Below are 19599 nucleotides of genomic sequence, written 5' to 3'. Positions count from 1 at the left end.
TTATCAGTCAAGAGGTGTATGACAAGCAAGAGAATATGTAGCGACAGTACGAGGCGATAAGATGCGGAGAAAGATTTCACGCTCTAGGATCATCCATGACCGACCGTTACGCCGTCATCGGCAACCCCATCGCGCAAAGCAAGTCACCACTGATCCACGGCGCTTTTGCCAAGGTGACCGGGCAGGACATCGACTACACCAAGCTGCTGGCACCCGTGGGTGGTTTTGCCGCAACGTTGGATGCGTTTCGTGCAGCGGGTGGGCGGGGCATGAATGTGACCGCGCCCTTCAAGCTCGATGCCTTTGCCTACGCCACCGATCTGGCACCCAGCGCGCAGATGGCCGGGGCTGTCAACGCCCTGAAGTTTGAGGGCGACAAGGTCCATGCGCAGAACTTTGACGGTGTGGGTCTGGTGCGCGATCTGGTGCACAACCTGGCCTGTCCGATCAAGGGGCGCCGGGTCTTGATTCTGGGCGCGGGCGGCGCGACCCGTGGCGCGTTGCTGCCCCTTTTGGCCGAGCATCCTGCCGAGCTGGTGATCGTCAACCGCACCGTGTCCAAGGCGCAAGCATTGGCCGCGCTAGCCCAGCAACACCAAAGTGGCAAGGTGCCTGTGCATGCGGCCGCTTACGCCGATGTGGCGGGGGTTTTTGACGTGGTGCTGAACGCCAGTTCTTCCAGCCTGACGGCCGAGCTGCCACCTTTGCCGCCCAGTGTTTTTTCACCCGACTGTCTGGCCTATGACCTGACCTACGGCAAGGGCCTCACGCCCTTCCTGAAACTGGCGCAACAAGCAGGCGTCACGCGCCTGGCCGATGGCGTGGGCATGCTGGCCGAGCAGGCCGCTGAGGCATTTGCCTGGTGGCGTGGCGTGCGTCCGGACACGTCCGGGGTGATCCAACAACTCACCGTGCCTCTGGTCTGATCAATAAACCCATGACTGCATCTCGCATCACGCCCTACCAAAGCCAATATTACGCATGGCAACTCACACGTCGGGCGGCGGCCGACTCGGTCGAGGCACTGGCTTCGACCTTGGTCAACTCCCAAGTGGACCTGAACCCGCACCAGGTGGAGGCTGCGCTGTTTGCCTGCCAAAACCCGCTGTCGCGTGGTGTGATCCTGGCCGATGAGGTGGGTTTAGGCAAAACCATTGAAGCTGGACTGGTCATATCTCAGCGTTGGGCTGAGCGTCGTCGCAAGATTTTGATCATCGTGCCAGCCAACTTGCGCAAGCAGTGGCATCAGGAGTTGCAAGAAAAGTTCAGCCTACAAGGCCGAATTTTGGAAGCAAAAAACTTCAATGCATTGCGAAAATCGGGCGAAGCCAACCCATTCGTCTGTCATGGCGGTCCCGTGATTTGTTCTTATCAGTTTGCCAAATCCAAGGCCAAAGACATCAAGACAGTGAAATGGGACTTGGTGGTCATGGATGAAGCCCACCGGCTGCGCAACGTCCATAAAAAGAACAATGTTATTGGCAAGACTCTGAAGGACGCCCTGTACAAGGTCCATTCCAAAGTGCTGCTGACAGCTACACCGTTGCAGAACTCGTTACTTGAACTTTATGGTTTGGTCAGCATGATCGATGACCGGGTATTTGGCGATGCAGACAGCTTTCGAGCGCAATTTGCCACGCCCACCAAAGGCCAGACCTTTGAGACACTGCGCAACCGTTTGGCCCCCATTTGCAAGCGAACCCTTCGCAGACAAGTACAGCCCTATGTGTCCTACACGGCGCGCCGTGCCATCGTGCAGGAATTCACGCCGACAGACCAAGAGCGTGAATTTTCCAATTTGGTGGCCGACTACCTGCGTCGCCCCAATTTGCAGGCCATGCCCGAAGGGCAGCGGCATCTGATCTCGCTGGTCTTGTGGAAGCTGCTGGCATCGTCCAGCCAAGCCATTGCGGGCGCACTGGACACCATGGCCAAACGCCTGCAAGGCGTGCTGGACGAAACGCCAGACGACCTGGACATGATCGACCAGCTGGACCAAGACTACGAAGCGCTGGCCCCAATGGCCGACGAAAGTGGCTCCGAAGAGGGTGCCCTGGGACAAAGCCGCCCTGAAAACGCCAGCCAACGCCAAGCCATTGCTACCGAGATTGAAGAGCTGCGTCACTTCAAACAACTGGCCATACAAATACAAGGCGACGCCAAAGGCCAGGCCCTGCTCACGGCATTGTTCCGGTCATTCACCGAACTGGCGCGATTGGGTGCACCGCAAAAAGCCATCATCTTCACCGAGTCCCGCCGCACACAAGACTATTTGCTCGAACTGTTGGCTGGCACCCCCTACGGCGATGGCATCGTGCTTTTCAATGGCACCAACAACGACGCACGCGCCCAAGCCATCTACAAAGACTGGATCAAAAAGCACCAAGGCACAGACCGCATCACCGGCTCTAAAACCGCCGACACCCGTGCTGCATTGGTCGAGTATTTCAAGGACGCGGGGCGGGTGATGATCGCCACCGAGGCCGGTGCAGAAGGCATCAACTTGCAGTTTTGCTCGCTGGTTATCAACTACGACTTGCCCTGGAACCCCCAGCGCATCGAGCAGCGCATTGGCCGCTGCCACCGCTATGGCCAAAAGTTTGATGTGGTGGTGGTCAATTTTGTGGACCGCACCAACGAAGCAGACGCCCGCGTGTACGAACTGTTGGCCGAAAAATTCCAGCTCTTTGAGGGCGTTTTTGGGGCCAGCGACGAAGTGCTGGGCGCGATTGGCTCGGGAGTGGATTTTGAGCGCCGCATTGCCGACATCTACCAAAACTGCCGAGACCCGCAAGAGATCAAAACCAGCTTTGAGCAGCTGCAGCTGGACCTGAAAGGCGAGATTGACGAGGCCATGGTCAAGACCCGCCAACTTTTGCTGGAAAACTTTGACGAAGAGGTGCAAGACAAACTGCGCCTGCGTGCCGAAGACAGCCGCAGCGCTCGCGGCCGCTTTGAGCAAATGCTCATGGCCCTGACCCAGGCTGAGCTGGCCGACTGCGCCCGCTTTGATGCGGACGGTTTTGACCTGCACCGCACCCCCGAAGGCCTGCCCAACGCCGAGCTGGGCCGCTATGAACTGCCCCGCCGTACGGGCGAAGCCCACATCTACAAACCCGACCACCCGCTGGCCGAATGGGCCATTGAACGCGCCAAGGCCCGCCAACTGCCACACGGCCAATTGCAGTTTGACTACAGCGCCTATGGCAACACCGTCAGCAGCCTCAAGCCGTTCAGAGGGCAGGGCGGCTGGATGACGGTGAAGCTGGTCACCGTGCACGCGCTGGGCACCATGGAGCAACGCTTGTTGGTGGCAGCCGCCACTCACGGTGGGCAAGCCTTGCCCGATGACGTACCTGAAAAACTCTTGCGTTTGCCTGCCCGCACACAAATCGGCGCAGTTTTGACGGCTGGCCTGTTTGACGCGACCAACCAAGCGCTGGACGCCTCGCTGCTAGAGCGCCAAAGCGACTTTTTGCGCGACGTGAACCGCCGCAACCTGGGGCACTTCGAAAAAGAAGTGGAAAAGCTCGACGCTTGGGCCGATGACCTGAAGCTGGGGCTGGAGCAAGAAATCAAGGCCATCGACCTGGCCATCAAAGACGTGCGCCGCACTGCGGCCACAGCAGCCACGCTGGAAGACAAGCTGACATGCCAAAAACGTCAGCGCGAGCTGGAAGCCAAACGCACCCAACTGCGCAGGGAGCTGTTCACCCGGCAAGATGAAATCGAGGCCCAGCGCAATGAGTTGATCGAGGGGCTGGAAGGGCAGCTGGGACAGCAGGTGGTGGCGCAAACTTTATTCAGTGTGGAATGGAGCCTACAGTGAAATACTGCCCGCTAAGTATTCATAATGACCGGTTGGAAGTCCCGAGATCGTTCAAAATTCGGGGCTGCAACCTTAAAAGACAGTCAAAAAAGGGAGTCGGTTTGTTCAGAGGTATGCCGTTCAGGTTCCGTCATGATTAAGAGAGTCTATGCGTCTAACCAGCTGTCGCGCTTGGTGCTGCGCGGCTACAAGTCTATTGCTGAATGTGATTTGGTGATGGGCAAACTGAATGTACTGATCGGAGCCAACGGTGCAGGCAAATCGAATTTGATTGGATTTTTTCGCCTGATCAACAAAATCTTGGATCAGCAACTGCAAGCCACGGTTGGGCAAGCGGGTGGCCCTGATGCGATGTTGCACTTTGGGCGGAAAAAAACTGAGGAACTGCAAGCGGAGCTTTATTTTGGTAACAACGGCTACAAGTTCACCCTCAAGCCGACGCAGGATAACCGCATGATGTTTGCACGAGAGGCCTTGTGGTGGAACATGAAGGGCGACTTCAGGCCGCAAACAGGTCATTTTGAGTCTTATGCAGAAACTCAAAAGCAAAAGCTCGTTTACGACTACGTTGTGCCCCCGATTCGAAGCTGGCGGCTTTATCACTTTCATGACACATCGGTTTCGGCCATGGTCAAGCAAGTCCATGGCATCAACGACAACGAATATCTTCGTGATGATGCCCGCAACTTGGCAGCCTTTTTGTATCGCCTGAAAAACCACCACGAGTCTGAATACAACCGCATCGTCAAAGCCATTCAAATGGTGGCCCCTTTTTTTGGCGACTTTCATTTGCGACCAACAGTCGATAACGTCGAAAAAATCCAGTTGGAATGGACTGAAGCTGGACAAGATGTGCCATTTACTGCCAGCGCATTGTCTGACGGCACCTTGCGCTTCATCTGTTTGGCTACCGTCTTGTTGCAGCCCGAGTCGTTCATGCCTGCCGCCATCTTGATCGACGAGCCCGAACTGGGTTTGCACCCATTCGCCATTGCGGTTTTGGGTTCACTCATGAAGGCAGCGGCAGACAAACATCAACTGATCATTTCCACCCAATCCGTTGAACTGGTTAATGAATTTGAATTAGAAGACCTGATTGTGGTGGACAAGAAGGCAGGCTCATCTGTCTTCAGTCGGCCAGAAGGCGAGGCGCTGCAGGAGTGGTTGACCGATTACAGCTTGGGTGATTTGTGGAAGAAAAACCTTCTGGGTGGAAGACCATCACGATGACACGCATCAAACTGCTGGTGGAGGGGCAGACTGAAGAAGTCTTTGTGCGGGAATTGCTGCAACCGCACTATGCACGCATGGGGCTTTACATGACCCCCATCATTGTCAGTACCAGCCCAGGCTACAAAGGTGGCATGACCAGTTATGCCAAGGTCAGGCCACAAATTCAGCGCTTGTGTTTGCAAGACCCCGAGGCATGGATCACCACCATGTTTGATTTGTATGCGTTGCCGACAGACTTTCCGGGTAAGTCCCTTGTTGTGCAGGGATCAGGTCAACAGAAAGCGCAATACTTGGAACTGCAGATGGCAGCCGACATCTCTCTACGCAACTTTTTGCCTTATGTTCAGGTCCACGAGTTTGAAGCACTCCTTTTCTCTCAGGCTGAAAAATTCAGTGAGTGGACAGACAACCTGAACACGGTAGCTGGTCTGGTTTCCGTCGCCAAGGCACATGCCAGCCCCGAAGACATCAATGACAGTCCGCATACGGCACCCTCAAAAAGAGTGGAGGCTGCGATACCCGCATATCAAAAAACATTTCACGGACCACTGATCGCGTGTGAGATCGGTTTGGATGTAATGCGTGGCGCATGTCCCCACTTCAATGAGTGGCTCATCAGGATGGAAAGCCTGTAGTCCAAGCTAATTAGAAAAACAGAAATATGAACAGGGAATTCAACATCAATGAGCTTGCTTCAAGGCGATACGCTGACCCAGATTTCGTTTTCAGTTTTTGAGAACAAAGGCGTTTTCGCCGTCTTGCTGGGGTCGGGTTTGTCCCGTTCGGCTGAGATTCCCACGGGCTGGGAGATTACGCTTGATCTGGTTCGGAAAGTGGCAAAAGTCCAAGGTGTGGCTGACCAAGCAGATTGGGCCAAGTGGTACACCACCACCACGGGCAAAGAGCCCAACTACTCTGATCTGCTGGAGCAAATCGCGAGTACGCCCGGAGAGCGCCGATCGATTTTGCACAGCTACATCGAGCCCAATGAAGATGAGCGTGAGCAGGGCAAGAAAGTGCCCACCCCTGCGCACCACGCCATCGCCGCTTTGGTGCGTGGTGGCTTTATTCGCGTCATCATCACCACCAACTTTGACCGTTTGATGGAAAACGCCTTGCGCGAGCAAGGCATTGAGCCCACGGTGGTGGCTTCTAAAGATGCGCTGAAAGGCGCTGAGCCGCTGACTCACAGCCAGTGCTATTTGGTCAAGCTGCATGGCGACTACAAAGACGCCCGCATTTTGAACACCGATTCAGAGCTGAGCGCATACCCACCCAGCTATAAAAAACTCTTGGACCGCATCTTTGATGAACACGGGTTGATCGTTTGTGGTTGGTCCGGTGAGTGGGACCATGCGCTCAGATCTGCATTCTTACGAGCACCCAACAGACGATATCCCGTCTATTGGGCCTTGCGAGGTGAAGCCGGGGAGGGTGCGCAAGCGCTGATTCGGCATAGAGCGGCCAAGCAAGTGGCCATTAATGGTGCGGATGATTTTTTCAAGGGCCTGCAGCAACGCGTAGAGACTTTGACCCAAAGCCAGCGCCAAAACCCACTCAGCATGGACTTGCTGATCAGCAGCACCAAGCGTTATTTGTCCAAGCCGGAGTACCGGATTCAGCTGGATGATCTTTTTGCCGACGAGTCGAATCGACTGATGAACCAACTGGATGGCGTTGGCTACACGGGTTTTGATGATTTGAAGCAAGGTCAATTTCGAAAACTGATCGCAGGTTACGAGGCAGCGGTGGAACCCCTGGCGCGTATGGTGTCTGTCATGGGACGCTGGGCAGATGGGCGAGATTTGCCGATGGTCATTGGGCTGGTGCGGAGCCTTGATCAACACGCCAATAAATACGGAAGTGGCATAACTCACCTGCTGGCATTGCGACATTACCCTGCCGTGCTTATTTTTACTGCGTATGGCCTTGGCTTGACCCGCGCCGAGCGGTGGCATGATTTGCATTCTTTCTTGCGAACTGAATTGCCGAGCCGAGGCCTTGACGCACGCACCTTGGTTTCGGAACTATTTCTGGATGTTTGGAATGGTGGTGAGGATCGTAATTGGAAGCAACTTGAAGGTCTCGACAATAAAAAAATGCCCCTGAGCACCCATTTGCTGCAGCTCATGACTGAATGGCGCAAGAGTTTTGACGGCATTGGTATCCAATTTCCATTGTTGATGGGGCGTTTTGAAATGATTGCTTCTTTGGCTTACTTTGAATCCAATGATGCCGACCTGCTAGAGGGGTCGATTGCGAGTAAAGCCAATGGAGAGCTGCTTGCATTCATGCCTGTTGGGCGTGTTGCATTTGATTTTGATGTCCAGCGACCATTGGTACAAGAGTTGCAGTCAGCTTCCACGAGGAAATTACTTTTGGATGCGGGTTTCTCGCAAGGCAGTGAACGCAAACTTGAATTGTTTTTTGAAAATTTCAGCCGCTATTGTCAGTGGGTGAAATGGAAACGCTAAGGAACACTGTGAGCAAACAGAAACTGGAACTGACCTGGATAGGCAAGGAGAAGCGGCCGCAGTTGGAGCCGCGCATCTTGCTGGAAGACCCGGCACGGTCGTATCACGCAAAGCAGCGGTTTTCGGATGCGGATATTTTCGACAACCGGCTGATCTTTGGGGACAACTTGTTGGCGCTCAAGGCGCTGGAGCAGGAGTTTGCGGGCAAGGTCAAGTGTGTGTTCATTGACCCGCCTTACAACACGGGCAGTGCGTTCACGCATTACGACGATGGGGTGGAGCATTCGATTTGGTTAGGTTTGATTCGTGATCGTCTAGAGTTACTACGAGCACTTATTTCTGAAGAAGGTTCAATTTGGATAACGATAGATGATGCTGAGGGGCATTATTTAAAGGTTATCTGTGATGAGATCTTCGGTCGATTAAATTTTTTAGGAACCGTAACTTGGCAGAAAACAACAAGCATCCATAACAATGCCACTGCTTTTTCATCTGCTACAGATCTTGTTTTAGTCTATGCAAAGGAAATAACCAAATTCACTATGGGGCGAGCTCCGAGGAGTGATAGGAATGCGAGTGACTACTCTAACGTAGACGATGATCCTCGTGGAGCTTGGGCATCAAGTCCGCTACACGTTAGCCTTACGTCAGGTCAAAGGGGAAAACAATATGCCATGACAGGCAAAAGCTCGGGTCTATTTCCGATTATCAGTCCTCATGGAGAGGAAATACTTCCACCCAAAGGACGTGCCTGGGCTTACTCGATTGAGTCAATTCAGTTATTTGAGAAACAAGGTCTCATATGGTGGGGTAAGGATGGGCGTAATCAACCACGTTTAAAAAGATTCATACAGGAAAATAAAGAAGGGGTAGTTCCTGGCACGTTGTGGTTGTCTGAGGATGTTGGACATAACCAAGAAGCGAAGGCTGAAAATGCAAACTTGTTGCCAGAGCTGGCAACACTTTTTTCAACGCCTAAACCTGAGAGACTATTGAAGAGAGTTCTTGAGCTTGCAACCAATCCCGGCGACCTCGTCCTAGACTCCTTCGCCGGTTCCGGCACCACCGGCGCAGTCGCCCACAAAATGGGCCGCCGCTGGATCATGGTAGAGCTGGGTGATCATTGCCACACGCACATCATTCCGCGCCTGAAAAAAGTCATTGACGGGCAAGACCCCGGTGGCGTGACCGAGGCCACAGGCTGGAAGGGCGGCGGAGGTTTCCGTTACTACAGCCTGGCCCCCAGCCTGATCGTGAACGACCGTTGGGGCAACCCCGTCATCAACCCCGAGTACAACCCTGCACAGTTGTCCGAGGCTTTGTGCAAGCTGGAGGCGTTTACCTATGCGCCCTCTGAAACGCGTTGGTGGCAGCACGGCCATTCGAGCGAGCGCGACTTCATTGTTGTGACCACGCAAAACCTGTCTGCCGACCAGCTGCAGGCCTTGGCCGACGAGGTGGGTGAAGAGCAAAGCCTGTTGGTGTGTTGCGCCGCGTATCACGGCGTGACGGCGGCCAAAGCTGCTGACCGTTGGCCCAACCTGACGCTCAAGAAAATTCCCAAGATGGTGCTCAGCCGCTGCGAATGGGGCCATGACGACTACAGCCTGAACGTGGCCAATTTGCCCATGGCCCAAGAAGAGCCAGTTGTAGCCCCTGCGGCAAAGGCCACTCGGGTCAAAAAACAAGCCGCACCGCAACCGGGCTTGTTTGGCGATGCCGGGGAGGAGTTCTGATGGCGCAGAAAAAACAGGAAGTTTCCCTGGTTCGCTCTTCGGCGGCGGAGTACCTCACTTTTGTTGCGGCAACCGGATCGTCCGAAACCAGCGTTGAAATGCGCTACGAAAACGAGAATATTTGGCTCACACAAAAGATGATCGCGGCGCTCTACGACGTGGATGTACGCACCATCAATGAACACCTGCAAAAAGTCTTTGCGGACGGTGAATTGGCGCAAGACGTGGCAACTGTCCGGAATTTCCGGATAGTTCAGACCGAAGGCGAGCGGCAGGTGTCGCGCGACACCAAGCACTACAACCTGCAGGCCATCATCGCGGTGGGCTTCAAGGTGAACAACCCACGAGCGGTGCAGTTCCGCAAGTGGTCGGGGCAGATTGTCAAGGACTACACCATTCAGGGCTGGACGATGGATGTGGATCGCCTGAAGAAAGGCCATCTGTTTACCGATGAGTATTTCGACCGACAACTGGAATACATCCGTGAGATTCGCCTGTCTGAGCGAAAGTTCTACCAGAAGGTGACTGACCTGTACGCCACTGCCTTTGACTATGACAGCAGTGCGCCCACAACGCGGGAGTTCTTCGCGCTGGTGCAGAACAAGCTGCATTGGGCGGTACACCGTCACACGGCCGCTGAAATCATTGTGAAACGTGCCGATGCAGACAAGCCGAACATGGGTTTGAGCGCGTGGGAAGCAGCGCCAAGCGGCAAGATCATTAAGTCCGATGTGTCGGTGGCGAAGAACTACTTGAGCGCCGAAGAAATGGACTACTTGCAGCGCATTGTGTCTATATATTTGGACTTTGCTGAATTACAAACCATGCGCAAGATTCCCATGTCCATGCAGGACTGGGCGAAGCGGCTGGATGGTTTTTTGGAGTTCAATGGCAACGAGATTTTGCTGGGAGCAGGAAAAATCTCACACGAGCAGGCCAAGCTCCATGCCGAAACCGAATTCGAAAAATACCGCATCGTGCAGGACCGGCTGTTTGAGAGTGACTTTGACCGGATGCTCAGGCAACTTGAAGACAACAAGAACAATCAAAAGGGGACAGCATGAACGCCCGAGTGCAACACCATGTGGCAGGTCGATTGTCATTACGACCCCCACAGGCTGAGTCGGTGGCCAAGCTGATCGCGGCCTTGAATGCCGCCCCCGAATTGCTGGCGCATGGGGTGGATGGCCAGCCGCGTGATGTGAGCGCGATTTTGAACAGCCTGAAGGGACAGTTCACTACGCTGGAAGACTTTGAGCGTGAGTTCCCCTCGCTGTGTTTTGCCATGGCCACGGGTGTGGGCAAGACGCGGCTGATGGGCGCATTCATTGCCTATTTGCATTTGGCGCACGGCATCAACAACTTCTTTGTGTTGGCCCCCAACCTGACGATTTACAACAAACTGATTGCCGATTTCACACCCAACACGCCCAAGTATGTGTTCAAGGGCATTGCCGAGTTTGCGCAGCAGCCCCCGCTGATCATCACGGGCGACAACTACGACCAGTCGGGTGCGGCGGTGGCCGATGCACCTTCTGGCTTTGCGCACGATGTGCGCATCAACATCTTCAACATTTCCAAAATCAATTCTGAAGTGCGCGGCGGCAAAGAGCCGCGCATCAAACGCATGAAAGAGGTGTTGGGTGACAGCTATTTCAACCACCTGGCCAATTTGCCAGACTTGGTGATGCTGATGGACGAGTCGCATCGTTACCGCGCCAGCGCGGGCGTGCGCTCTATCAACGATTTGCGGCCTTTGATGGGCCTGGAGGTGACGGCCACGCCGTTTGTGGAGTCCACCAAAGGCCCTGTGCCTTTCAAAAACGTGGTGATGCAATATTCGCTGGCCCAAGCCATGGAGGACGGCTTTGTGAAAGAGCCTGCCGTGGCTACCCAGCGCAACTTTGACGCCAAGGCGCACAGCGCCGAAGAGATTGAAAAAATCAAGCTCGAAGACGGTGTGCGTCTGCACGAAAACACCAAGGTCGAGCTGCAAACCTATGCGCTGGACAACGGCGTGAAACGGGTGAAGCCCTTCATGCTGGTGATTGCCCGCGACACCACGCATGCCGCGCAGCTGAAAGACCTGATCGAATCGCCCGCTTTCTTTGAAGGCCGCTACACCGGCAAGGTGATTCAGGTGGACTCCAGCCGCACCGGGGCCGAGGAAGAAGAAATGATTGCTCGCCTGCTGGCGGTGGAGAGCGTGGACGAGCCGACAGAAATTGTGATTCACGTCAATATGCTCAAAGAGGGCTGGGATGTGACCAACCTCTACACCATCGTGCCGCTGCGGGCGGCCAATGCCCGCACGCTGGTGGAGCAGTCCATTGGCCGAGGATTGCGCTTGCCCTACGGCAAACGCACGGGCGTGGAGGTGGTGGACCGCCTGACCATCGTGGCGCATGACAAGTTTCAAGAGATCGTGGACGAGGCCAACAAAGGGGACTCGCCGCTCAAGCTGAAAACCATTATTTTGGAGCCGACGGACAAAGAAGAGCGCAAGGTGAGTGTGCAGGTGCAGTCGGGGGTGATGGTGGCTTTGGGTCTGGCATCTGCTGCACCAGTGACGCCTGGGCAACCGGCCGCATCCACAACAGGGTCCAGTCAAAGCCCGATTCAAGACCCGGTGCAGCCTGTTGCCAAGCCCTTGTTCACCACCGATGCCGAGCGCAATGCAGCCGTCATTGCTTTGGAAGTGATTGCACAGTACGAGGTCAAGCGCGAGACGGTGCCCACCAGCGGCGCTTTGCTGACGCCTGCTGTTCAGGCGCAAATTGTGGCCGAGGTGCAGGCCCGGCTGCTGCCCAAAACTGGCGATCTGTTGGGCGATGCCGACCCTCAGGCCCATTTGCTGGATGTGGCGGCGGTGGTGGCAAAAACCACCGAGGTGCTGGTACAGCAGACCATCGACATTCCCCGCATTGCGGTGGTGCCCTCGGGTGATGTGACCACGGGGTTTCACCCGTTCAAGTTGGATGTGAGCGGTTTGTACTTGCAACCGAGTGAGCGGGAAATCGTGATCCAGAGCTTGCAGACCAATGAGCAAAGCCATTTGGCTTCCCAAGTGCGCCTGAACGAGTCACGGCTTGAGGATTACATCGTCCGTGAGTTGGTGGAGTTTGACGACATCGATTACTTCACTCAGGCTGAATTGCTGTACGACTTGGCCGGGCAGATGGTGGCTCACCTGAAGACGTATCTGACTGAAGAAGCCGACATCGTGAATGTGCTGGATGGTCACCGGCAGACGATTGGCAAAGCCATTCACGCGCAAATGATGGCGCACTTTTGGGAGAAGGCCAGCAGTTACGAAGTGAAGGTCAGTCGGGGCTTTACCGAGCTGCGGCCCTGCAACTACACGGCGGTATCGGGCCAGCCCGTGCAGCTGATTCGCGAAACGCTGACAGAAGTGAGTAAGATTCGGCAAATGCTGTTCGGCGGTTTCGCCAAGTGTTTGTACCCGCTGCAAAAGTTTGACTCGGACACCGAGCGCCGCTTTGCAGTGATTTTGGAACGCGATGCAAGCAAGTGGTTCAAGCCTGCCAAGGGCCAGTTTCAGATTTTCTACAAGCTGGGCACGGAGCAGCCTGAATACATTCCAGACTTTGTGGTCGAGACCGATGGCTTTATTTTGATGGCCGAAACCAAGGCCAAAGACGAGCTGAAATCTGGCGAAGTGTTGGCCAAAGCCGATGCGGCCGTGCAGTGGTGCAAGCACGCATCAGACTACGCGGCCTCTGTGGGCGGCAAGCCTTGGAAATATTTGCTGGTGCCTCACGATGGGGTTAGCGAGTCCAAGCGCTTGGTCGACTATTGGCAGTATCAGCAGGCTTAATGGGTGAGGCTTCAGCGTCGCATTTTCAGTGGGCTCAAGCCCCCCGCCGCTTGACCAACAACCCGATCAGCTCGGGCACCAAGGCGTTCGGGTCGCCTTCTTGGCAAGCGGCCTCCAAGGTGTTTTTCACCGCCTGCGCCACGGTGTGGTCGGCATTGGTGTCGATGGCCATCTGGTTGTAATAGCTCAGGTCTTTCAGGGCATTGCTCATAGAAAAGCGCAGGCCCGAGGTGTCGCCGGTAGCCAGTGTGGGCTTGAGGCGCTCGAGCGCCGCGCCCCAGCCGCCGCCCATGGCCAGCACATCCACAAAGGTTTGCGCGTTCACGCCCGACAACTGCGCGCAGGCCGCCGCTTCGGCCAGCAAAGTCACGGTGCCCAGCGACACATAGTTGTGCAACAGCTTCATGCGGTGACCTGAGCCGATGGGGCCGGTGTGCACGATGTTTTCTGCAAAGCAAGCCAGGATCGGTTTGCAAGCTTCAAACAAGGCCGCATCGCCACCCACCAGTAAATTCAGGCGACCTTCGGCGGCCTCTTTGGGGGTGCGGGTCATGGGAGAGTCCAAAAACTGGCCCCCCCGGGCGATCACCATCGCGGCCACTTTCTCGGTCGATGCAGGCACGGCCGTGGAGCAATCGATGACGATGGTGCCAGGGCGCATGCCCTGCAAAACCCCATCCTCCCCCATGAGCACGGCCTCGACTTGCGGCGTGCCGGTGACGCACAAAATGATCACCTCGGATTGCTGCGCCAATGCTTGCGCGGTTTGGCAGGTGCGCGCACCGGCTGCCAGCAGCTCGGTCAGGGGTTGGTTGCCGGGGTGCTCCAGGACCGTGAGGCTTTGCCCGTGCTTGAGCAAATTGCGCGCGATGCCGTGGCCCATCATGCCGATGCCGATCATGCCGATTGTTTTCATGGGTACTTTCAAAAAATGGAAATGTCGCTCTGCCAAATATAACCACTGCGAGCCAACCCGGTGAACCCGCCTGAAGAGTTGTGCCAGTTGCTCGCATACGGTGACTTGTCAGGTGAACTGGCCAAAACCATCGGGCAAAGTGTTTTTGCCGACAACAAGCCCGGCGCCGCAGGCAATATCGCCATGCAGGAAGTGGCCAACAGCACGGACGAGCACACCCTGATCCTGGGTCACATCGGCACACTCGCTGTCAACCCCTACATCTTCGCCAAGCTGCCCTACGACGCCAACCGCGACTTTGCACCGATCACCCTGGTGGCCAAGGTGCCCAGCTTGTACGTTGTGCACCCCGACTTACCGGTGAAGAACCTCAAAGAGTTTGTGGCCTACGCTAAATCAAAACCCGGCCAACTCAATTACGGCTCAGCAGGCAATGGCAGTGCTGGTCATTTGGCCTTTGAGTACCTCAAGATGGCCAGCGAGACATTTGTGGTGCATGTGCCGTACCGGGGGACGGGCCCCATGCTGACCGACCTGATGGCGGGTCGCCTACAGGCAGCTTCGGTGGGCGCGCCTGCCCTGATGGCCTTCATCAAGGCGGGCCGGTTGCGTTGCATTGCGACAGGCACTTCGCAGCGCTTGCCCCAGTTGCCCGATGTCCCCACCGTGGCAGAGCAGGGCTTCAAGGGTTTTGAGATGACCCAATGGTATGGCCTGATGGCACCTGCCAAGTGGCCCAAAGCCAACACGGCTAAGCTTGAAGTTGAGGCCATCAAGGCCGCGCGCAGTGCCTTGGTGAAAGAAAAATTGGCTCAAGAATCGGCCGTCGCAGTGGGTAATTCGGGTGCCGAGTTCGATGCGTTCATCAAAACAGAGCAGGCCCGCTGGAAGCAAGTGATCGCCCGGGCGCAGATCAAGCCTGAGGGTGGGGGTTGAGCGGGTATTGCCGCCTATACTTGGCTCAAAAGCGAAAACAGTGGCGCATATTTATTCAATCCGCATGGACGGGTTGAACGTCAAACAGAGGTTGGCGCCATGGTTTTTATTTCCCAAGTTTTGTATTTTGACAGGGAGTTTTCATGAAAGTCTTGATGTTGCATGGCGTGAACCACAACATGTTCGGCAAACGCGACCCCCTTCAATACGGCACCATCACTCTCGATGAAATCAATGCCAGCCTGCACACGCTGGGCCAGGCGCTGGGCGCTGAGGTCGAGTGTTACCAGACCAACCACGAAGGCGACATGTGTGAGCGCATCCACCAGGCTTACGCTGACAAGGTCGATGCCGTGCTGATCAATGCCGGCGCCTGGACGCACTACAGCTACGCCATCCGTGACGCGCTGGCCGTGTTGACGTGTCCGATTGTTGAGTTGCACATGTCCAACATCCATGCCCGCGAAGAGTTCCGCCACAAGTCGGTTTTTGCAGAAATTGTCAAAGGCCAAATCTGCGGCTTTGGCGCCGACAGCTATTTGCTGGCTTTGCGCGCGGGGGTCTCGGCGGTAAAAGCTGTTTGATGTGACACACCGCTGGCCCGCAGCAGCCACCGAAAACCTCAGCCCATCTTGCGGTCTTATCGAAACAGACTGGGCGGAGAAATCACACCAAAATCTGGACCGATGCCGCCCGACGGGGGCTGTGGGCATTGCGCGCTCAACTGGATTGTGATGGTCTTGGCTTTTTTGGATGCACTGAGAATGCGTGCGCAGGCAAAGCTTGTAACGGGGATGTCCGCATGTGCTGCAATGCTGTGCACCATGGGCAAAGTCACGTATTCACAAGATTTGTCTTTGGCTGCACTACAGTCACTGACCGTGTCAAACAAGGTTGTTTTAGAGCCCGGCTCAATCCAGACTTTGTCGCTAATGCTCACAGCAACAGGGTTTCGGTCTTCTACCAGATCCCTGAAGGTGTTCACATCATTTTTATCGGTCAGCAAAGAAGACCACTGGAAGGTTTTGCAAGGGTCGGAAGGTTTGTCGTCGAAGGCTTGCAGCACCAGCAAATAGGGCGCACCTGTCGCTGGGTTGATGGTGGGGGCTGGTGGTTTTGCTTGGCTGTTCCAGTAGGTGCTGTAAATACACTGGTTGGTCACCAACGGAAACAAACCGCCAGGCTCGATGGTGCCAGGGCTGGTGACTCCAGCCACCGAAGTCACCGAAACCGGCGTAGAAAAATTGTTCCACAATCGGGCGAAAAATGTTGGAACTTCGCCATCATTTTGTCCTTGCCCCTTGGTCAACGTGACCTGAACTGCCGGCACATCGTTGGCGGTCGGGGTCATGGGCAGCAGCTGCAAAGCGGCATTGGCCAGTGTGGGATTCCAGTAACCCGATTGCACGGTGCCCACAGATAGCCTGCGTCCATCGGCAGCGTTCAGGGCAATGGCCTGAGTGGATCGTTCCTCTGCAGTGGCCCATTGTGGCGTGCTGGAGGTGCTGCTGCGCAGGTGTTTGGCCCCAGCCAGGGCTGCCGCGTCGGCGTCGTTTTGCATTTCATTGCGGACAATTTGCAAATAGGACACGTCAATCACAAGCGCCGCCACCCCCAGAAAAACCGGGAGCATCAAGGCCACAAGGATCGCCATCACACCTTGTTGCTGCCGCCTTGGAGGGCTCGGTGTCAACGATGCTGGTTTGCGAAGCAACGAAAAAAACGGTGGGGATAGGGGTTTTTTTTTCATCATTCTCTCACCATGACAGTGGTTGAAGTCAAGACCAGGGGTGAGCCCATGGCACTGAGTAAATTGCCCAAACCCAAGCCCCTGAAGGTGTAAGACACGCGAACAGCCAGGTGGTCGGGGTCGGTTTGGGCAGGGAAATCGACAGTCACCTGGCTGGCCGCACCCAAGCCCACCAGCGAATTACCTGCGTAGTTCAACACCCGTGTGCGAATTTCATTAGGGGTGACCGCTGGAATCTTCAACACGATGCCCGCTCGAGCGCCTTCACGACTGGCATTGGTGATCACCGCTTTGTCATAAAGGGCCAAACCAAATTCAAGAATGCCAGACAAGATCAATATCAGCAGGGGCAAAAGCAGCCCGAATTCGACCGTCGCTGCGCCCATTTGGCGGTGTCTGGTGGCTCTTTTTCTAAGCCAACCCATGGGGGCGCCTGCACAGGCCTCAAGGGGGTAATTGACGTGATCCATGGTTCGAATCTTTCGCTTTGAGCAATGACGAATGACAGGCCAACAAATGAATGGCGTGACTGGAATGGCTTGACTGATGACACACCATATTTCAAGGCCCCACACCCAACAGTTTGAAATCTCACACAAACCAAAAAATAGCGGGGGATGGATCCGGTACGAAAGTACACCCGTGTGATGCATCGAACAGATATGGGCCGTACGGCTCTTTAAATCAGGTCAAACACCCTGGGTGTCACCCGCTGTGCTGTGAGGGCGGGCAGTCTGCGCGCTGTAGGGTCTGCACGCAAACCCCTGTGCTTCGAACTTGAATCCACCTTTTCAAAAAGGAATATCCACCATGAAGCACCTCATCGATCCATTGAAAAATTTCACGCGTGATGGGTCTGGCGCCACAACCCTAGAGTAGGGCCCGCTGGTTGCATGGGTGGCATGGGTGGCGTTGGGCATCACCGTCGGCACCACCGCTTTGGGCGCCGAGTTGGGACTGTTTTTGGCCGCATCGCCACAAGACTTTCAACCGCTGTCTGAGCAGCAAGCAAGCCTTCTTTCATGCAAAGAAATTGCTCAATCGTTCAAAGCTTGTGAGTTTTCTAACAGACGAAAGCCCGCCTCATTTTTAAAGTCAATCCATGGCGGTGAATTTAAAAATCCACTGCCGTTGCAAAGTCTGCAGGGATGAGGTCTGAAATTTCGAAATCGGAATCGCGGTCTCGTGAATGCGGCTTGAAGTTCATCAACATTTATCTGGAGTTATGAATCATGAAAAAACATCTGCAAAACTTTATCAACGACGAATCGGGTGCCACTGCCATTGAATATGGCCTGCTGGCCGCTTTGGTGGCTTTGGGCATTGCGGTAGGGGCGACGGCACTTGGCACGCAATTGTCTGCCGTTTTCAACGACATTGCAGGCCGGCTTGAGGCTGCCATCCCTTAATACATAAAGCTGTAGAACCCAGAAACCAGTCATGTTTGCCCAGTCCATGGAGCTTGTCAGCCTGTTGGCCCTTGCAACTTTGCTGGTGCTGGCCGTCTGGCATGACCTGCTCAGGCGCAGGATCCCCAACACCTTGGTGCTTTGGGGGACCCTCACGGCATTGGTTTTGTCGCTGACGCCACGAGGCATAGGGCTTGACTCGGCCTTGTTGGGTGGCATGGCTGGTTTTCTGGTGTTCTTTTCCATGTACCTGTTCAAGATGGTGGGTGCGGGTGACGTCAAGTTGGTCGCAGCCGTGGGCATGTTCGTCGGGTGGCCCGAGATGGCCCAAGTCTGCGTGGCCATCTTGATCACAGGTGGCCTGGTGGCCATGGCTTGGGCGATCCGCACCTCCAGGCTGCAATCGGTCATGAGGAACATCCATACCGGTTTGATGCAAAACATCAAAACAGGGCAATGGCCTCAAATTGGGCAACCCCTGATCAGCCAAGTCTCGCATGAACGGGTTCCCTACGCCTTGGCCATCGGATTGGGCACAGCAGCGCATTTTGTGGTGACCCGCTGACCGCAGCAATACACGTATAGAAATAGGAAAAAAATGATGAACAAACGCCCTGTCTTGATGATGGCGGTGGCTGCCGCTGTGGCCCTGGTGTCAGTTTCTGTTGCGGCTGTGTGGTTGCAAAAAAAAGACGAAAAAAGCACCATCAAAGTGGTGGTGGCAACGCGTGATCTGCAAATCGGAACCCGATTGCAGCCTTCCATGCTCGAGACCGTGAGTTGGCCCGTCTCTGCCCCCATCAAATCACCCTTGAACTCAACCAACCAAGCCTATGACCGTGTCATCAATATGCCGGTTTTGAAGGGCGAGCCCATTCTTGAGACCAAGTTGGCCGCATTGGGCCAGCAAGGGGGCTTGTCCTCTGTGTTGAAAGACGGTAAGCGCGCGGTGACTGTAAAGGTCAATGAAATTGTCGGTGTTGCCGGCTTCGCCTTGCCAGGCAATTTCGTGGATGTCATGGCCAACATACCTGACAAAGACAACAACCCGGTCTCCAAAATCGTGTTGGAGAGGATTCAGGTTCTGGCCGTTGCACAAGATGTCGCCAGCACTGAGAACAAGCCTCGGGTGGTGAGCGCTGTGACCCTGGAGGTCACGCCCCAAGAGGCGGAAATCATTGACCTGGCCCGAAGCGTGGGCGCACTGTCTTTGGTGTTGCGCAGCCAGATCGATGCCGCCAGTGTCGAGACGATAGGTTCTCGCAAAGCCGATTTGCTGGAGCGCACCAGCCAGTTGGGCAAGCAGGCAGCCGATGCCAGTTCCCGTGCCGGCAAGACTGAACCCGTCCAGACCGCAGCCGCCCGTCCAGTCAAGCGGGCCAACCCGGTCACACCACCGAAAGTGACCGAAAAACTGGAAGTGATTCGCGGGATGAGCAAGTCCCAAGAGTCGGCTGAATGAACCGAGATTTCAAGAG

17 protein-coding genes are annotated in these 19599 nt (G+C 55.4%); 14 read left to right on the top strand and 3 right to left on the bottom strand.

All coding sequences use genetic code 11. From position 1 onward, the window contains the following. Nucleotides 1-95 precede the first annotated feature (95 nt). From aroE to B9Z45_RS02970, 8 genes are all read left to right on the top strand, one after another. Nucleotides 96-926, top strand: a complete 831-nt coding sequence (aroE, locus tag B9Z45_RS03005; protein WP_108405752.1) for a shikimate dehydrogenase — start codon at nt 96-98, stop codon at nt 924-926. Between the two features lie 11 nt (nt 927-937). Then, complete coding sequence (locus tag B9Z45_RS03000) at nt 938-3829, top strand: SNF2-related protein (RefSeq protein ID WP_108405751.1); 2892 nt, start codon at nt 938-940, stop codon at nt 3827-3829. 132 nt (nt 3830-3961) lie between these two features. Next, complete coding sequence (locus tag B9Z45_RS02995; RefSeq protein ID WP_108405750.1) at nt 3962-5059, top strand: AAA family ATPase; 1098 nt, start codon at nt 3962-3964, stop codon at nt 5057-5059. Continuing rightward, entirely contained in the window at nt 5020-5697 is a 678-nt protein-coding gene (locus tag B9Z45_RS02990; protein WP_233252052.1) for a DUF4276 family protein, read from the top strand. The genes B9Z45_RS02995 and B9Z45_RS02990 overlap by 40 nt, the downstream gene beginning before the upstream one ends. Before the next feature lie 48 nt (nt 5698-5745). Next, nucleotides 5746-7536, top strand: coding sequence for an SIR2 family protein (locus B9Z45_RS02985; protein WP_108405748.1), 1791 nt, complete (start codon nt 5746-5748; stop codon nt 7534-7536). An 8-nt stretch (nt 7537-7544) separates the two neighbouring features. Then, nucleotides 7545-9272, top strand: coding sequence for a site-specific DNA-methyltransferase (locus B9Z45_RS02980; protein WP_108405777.1), 1728 nt, complete (start codon nt 7545-7547; stop codon nt 9270-9272). Further along, nucleotides 9272-10336, top strand: a complete 1065-nt coding sequence (locus B9Z45_RS02975) for a virulence RhuM family protein (RefSeq protein ID WP_108405747.1) — start codon at nt 9272-9274, stop codon at nt 10334-10336. Before B9Z45_RS02980 ends, B9Z45_RS02975 begins: the two co-directional genes overlap by 1 nt. Further along, on the top strand, nt 10333-13110 hold the full coding sequence (locus B9Z45_RS02970; protein ID WP_108405746.1) for a DEAD/DEAH box helicase family protein: 2778 nt from the start codon (nt 10333-10335) through the stop codon (nt 13108-13110). The genes B9Z45_RS02975 and B9Z45_RS02970 overlap by 4 nt, the downstream gene beginning before the upstream one ends. Before the next feature lie 34 nt (nt 13111-13144). Here B9Z45_RS02970 and B9Z45_RS02965 read toward each other — a convergent pair whose 3' ends face one another. Beyond that, nucleotides 13145-14113, bottom strand: coding sequence for an NAD(P)-dependent oxidoreductase (locus B9Z45_RS02965; RefSeq protein ID WP_255561980.1), 969 nt, complete (start codon nt 14111-14113; stop codon nt 13145-13147). On the opposite strand from B9Z45_RS02965, the gene B9Z45_RS02960 reads away from it, so the two are divergent. Together B9Z45_RS02960 and aroQ are read left to right on the top strand one after the other, a co-directional pair. Further along, the gene (locus tag B9Z45_RS02960; protein WP_233252050.1) at nt 14087-14962 is read left to right on the top strand and encodes a tripartite tricarboxylate transporter substrate binding protein; all 876 of its coding nucleotides are present in this window, start codon (nt 14087-14089) and stop codon (nt 14960-14962) included. The genes B9Z45_RS02965 and B9Z45_RS02960 overlap by 27 nt on opposite strands. Before the next feature lie 143 nt (nt 14963-15105). After that, nucleotides 15106-15546 carry a type II 3-dehydroquinate dehydratase gene (aroQ, locus tag B9Z45_RS02955; protein WP_108405743.1) on the top strand — a complete coding sequence of 147 codons (441 nt, stop codon included), beginning with the start codon at nt 15106-15108 and terminating at the stop codon, nt 15544-15546. A 56-nt stretch (nt 15547-15602) separates the two neighbouring features. Here the strand turns inward: aroQ and B9Z45_RS02950 are convergent, their stop codons facing one another. Both B9Z45_RS02950 and B9Z45_RS02945 read right to left on the bottom strand, forming a co-directional pair. Further along, entirely contained in the window at nt 15603-16616 is a 1014-nt protein-coding gene (locus B9Z45_RS02950; protein ID WP_158270370.1) for a TadG family pilus assembly protein, read from the bottom strand. 95 nt (nt 16617-16711) lie between these two features. Beyond that, on the bottom strand, nt 16712-17098 hold the full coding sequence (locus tag B9Z45_RS02945) for a TadE/TadG family type IV pilus assembly protein (protein WP_233252049.1): 387 nt from the start codon (nt 17096-17098) through the stop codon (nt 16712-16714). Between the two features lie 526 nt (nt 17099-17624). Between B9Z45_RS02945 and B9Z45_RS02940 the strand changes: the two genes are divergently transcribed. The 4 genes from B9Z45_RS02940 to cpaB all read left to right on the top strand — a co-directional run bounded on the left by B9Z45_RS02940 (nt 17625) and on the right by cpaB (nt 19583). Further along, a complete protein-coding gene (locus B9Z45_RS02940) occupies nt 17625-17864 on the top strand; it encodes a hypothetical protein (protein ID WP_146180868.1) in 240 nt (79 codons plus the stop codon). An 80-nt stretch (nt 17865-17944) separates the two neighbouring features. Continuing rightward, nucleotides 17945-18121 carry a Flp family type IVb pilin gene (locus B9Z45_RS02935; RefSeq protein ID WP_108405740.1) on the top strand — a complete coding sequence of 59 codons (177 nt, stop codon included), beginning with the start codon at nt 17945-17947 and terminating at the stop codon, nt 18119-18121. A 31-nt stretch (nt 18122-18152) separates the two neighbouring features. Then, complete coding sequence (locus tag B9Z45_RS02930) at nt 18153-18686, top strand: prepilin peptidase (protein WP_108405739.1); 534 nt, start codon at nt 18153-18155, stop codon at nt 18684-18686. Between the two features lie 36 nt (nt 18687-18722). Beyond that, on the top strand, nt 18723-19583 hold the full coding sequence (gene cpaB / locus B9Z45_RS02925) for a Flp pilus assembly protein CpaB (RefSeq protein WP_233252048.1): 861 nt from the start codon (nt 18723-18725) through the stop codon (nt 19581-19583). The last annotated feature ends 16 nt before the right edge of the window (nt 19584-19599 follow it).

The sequence above is a fragment of the Limnohabitans sp. 2KL-17 genome (assembly GCF_003063415.1).
Classification (GTDB): Bacteria; Pseudomonadota; Gammaproteobacteria; order Burkholderiales; family Burkholderiaceae_C; genus Limnohabitans_A.
The sequence above is the reverse complement of the archived record's forward strand: the minus strand, read 5'-3'. Positions and strand labels throughout refer to the sequence as shown.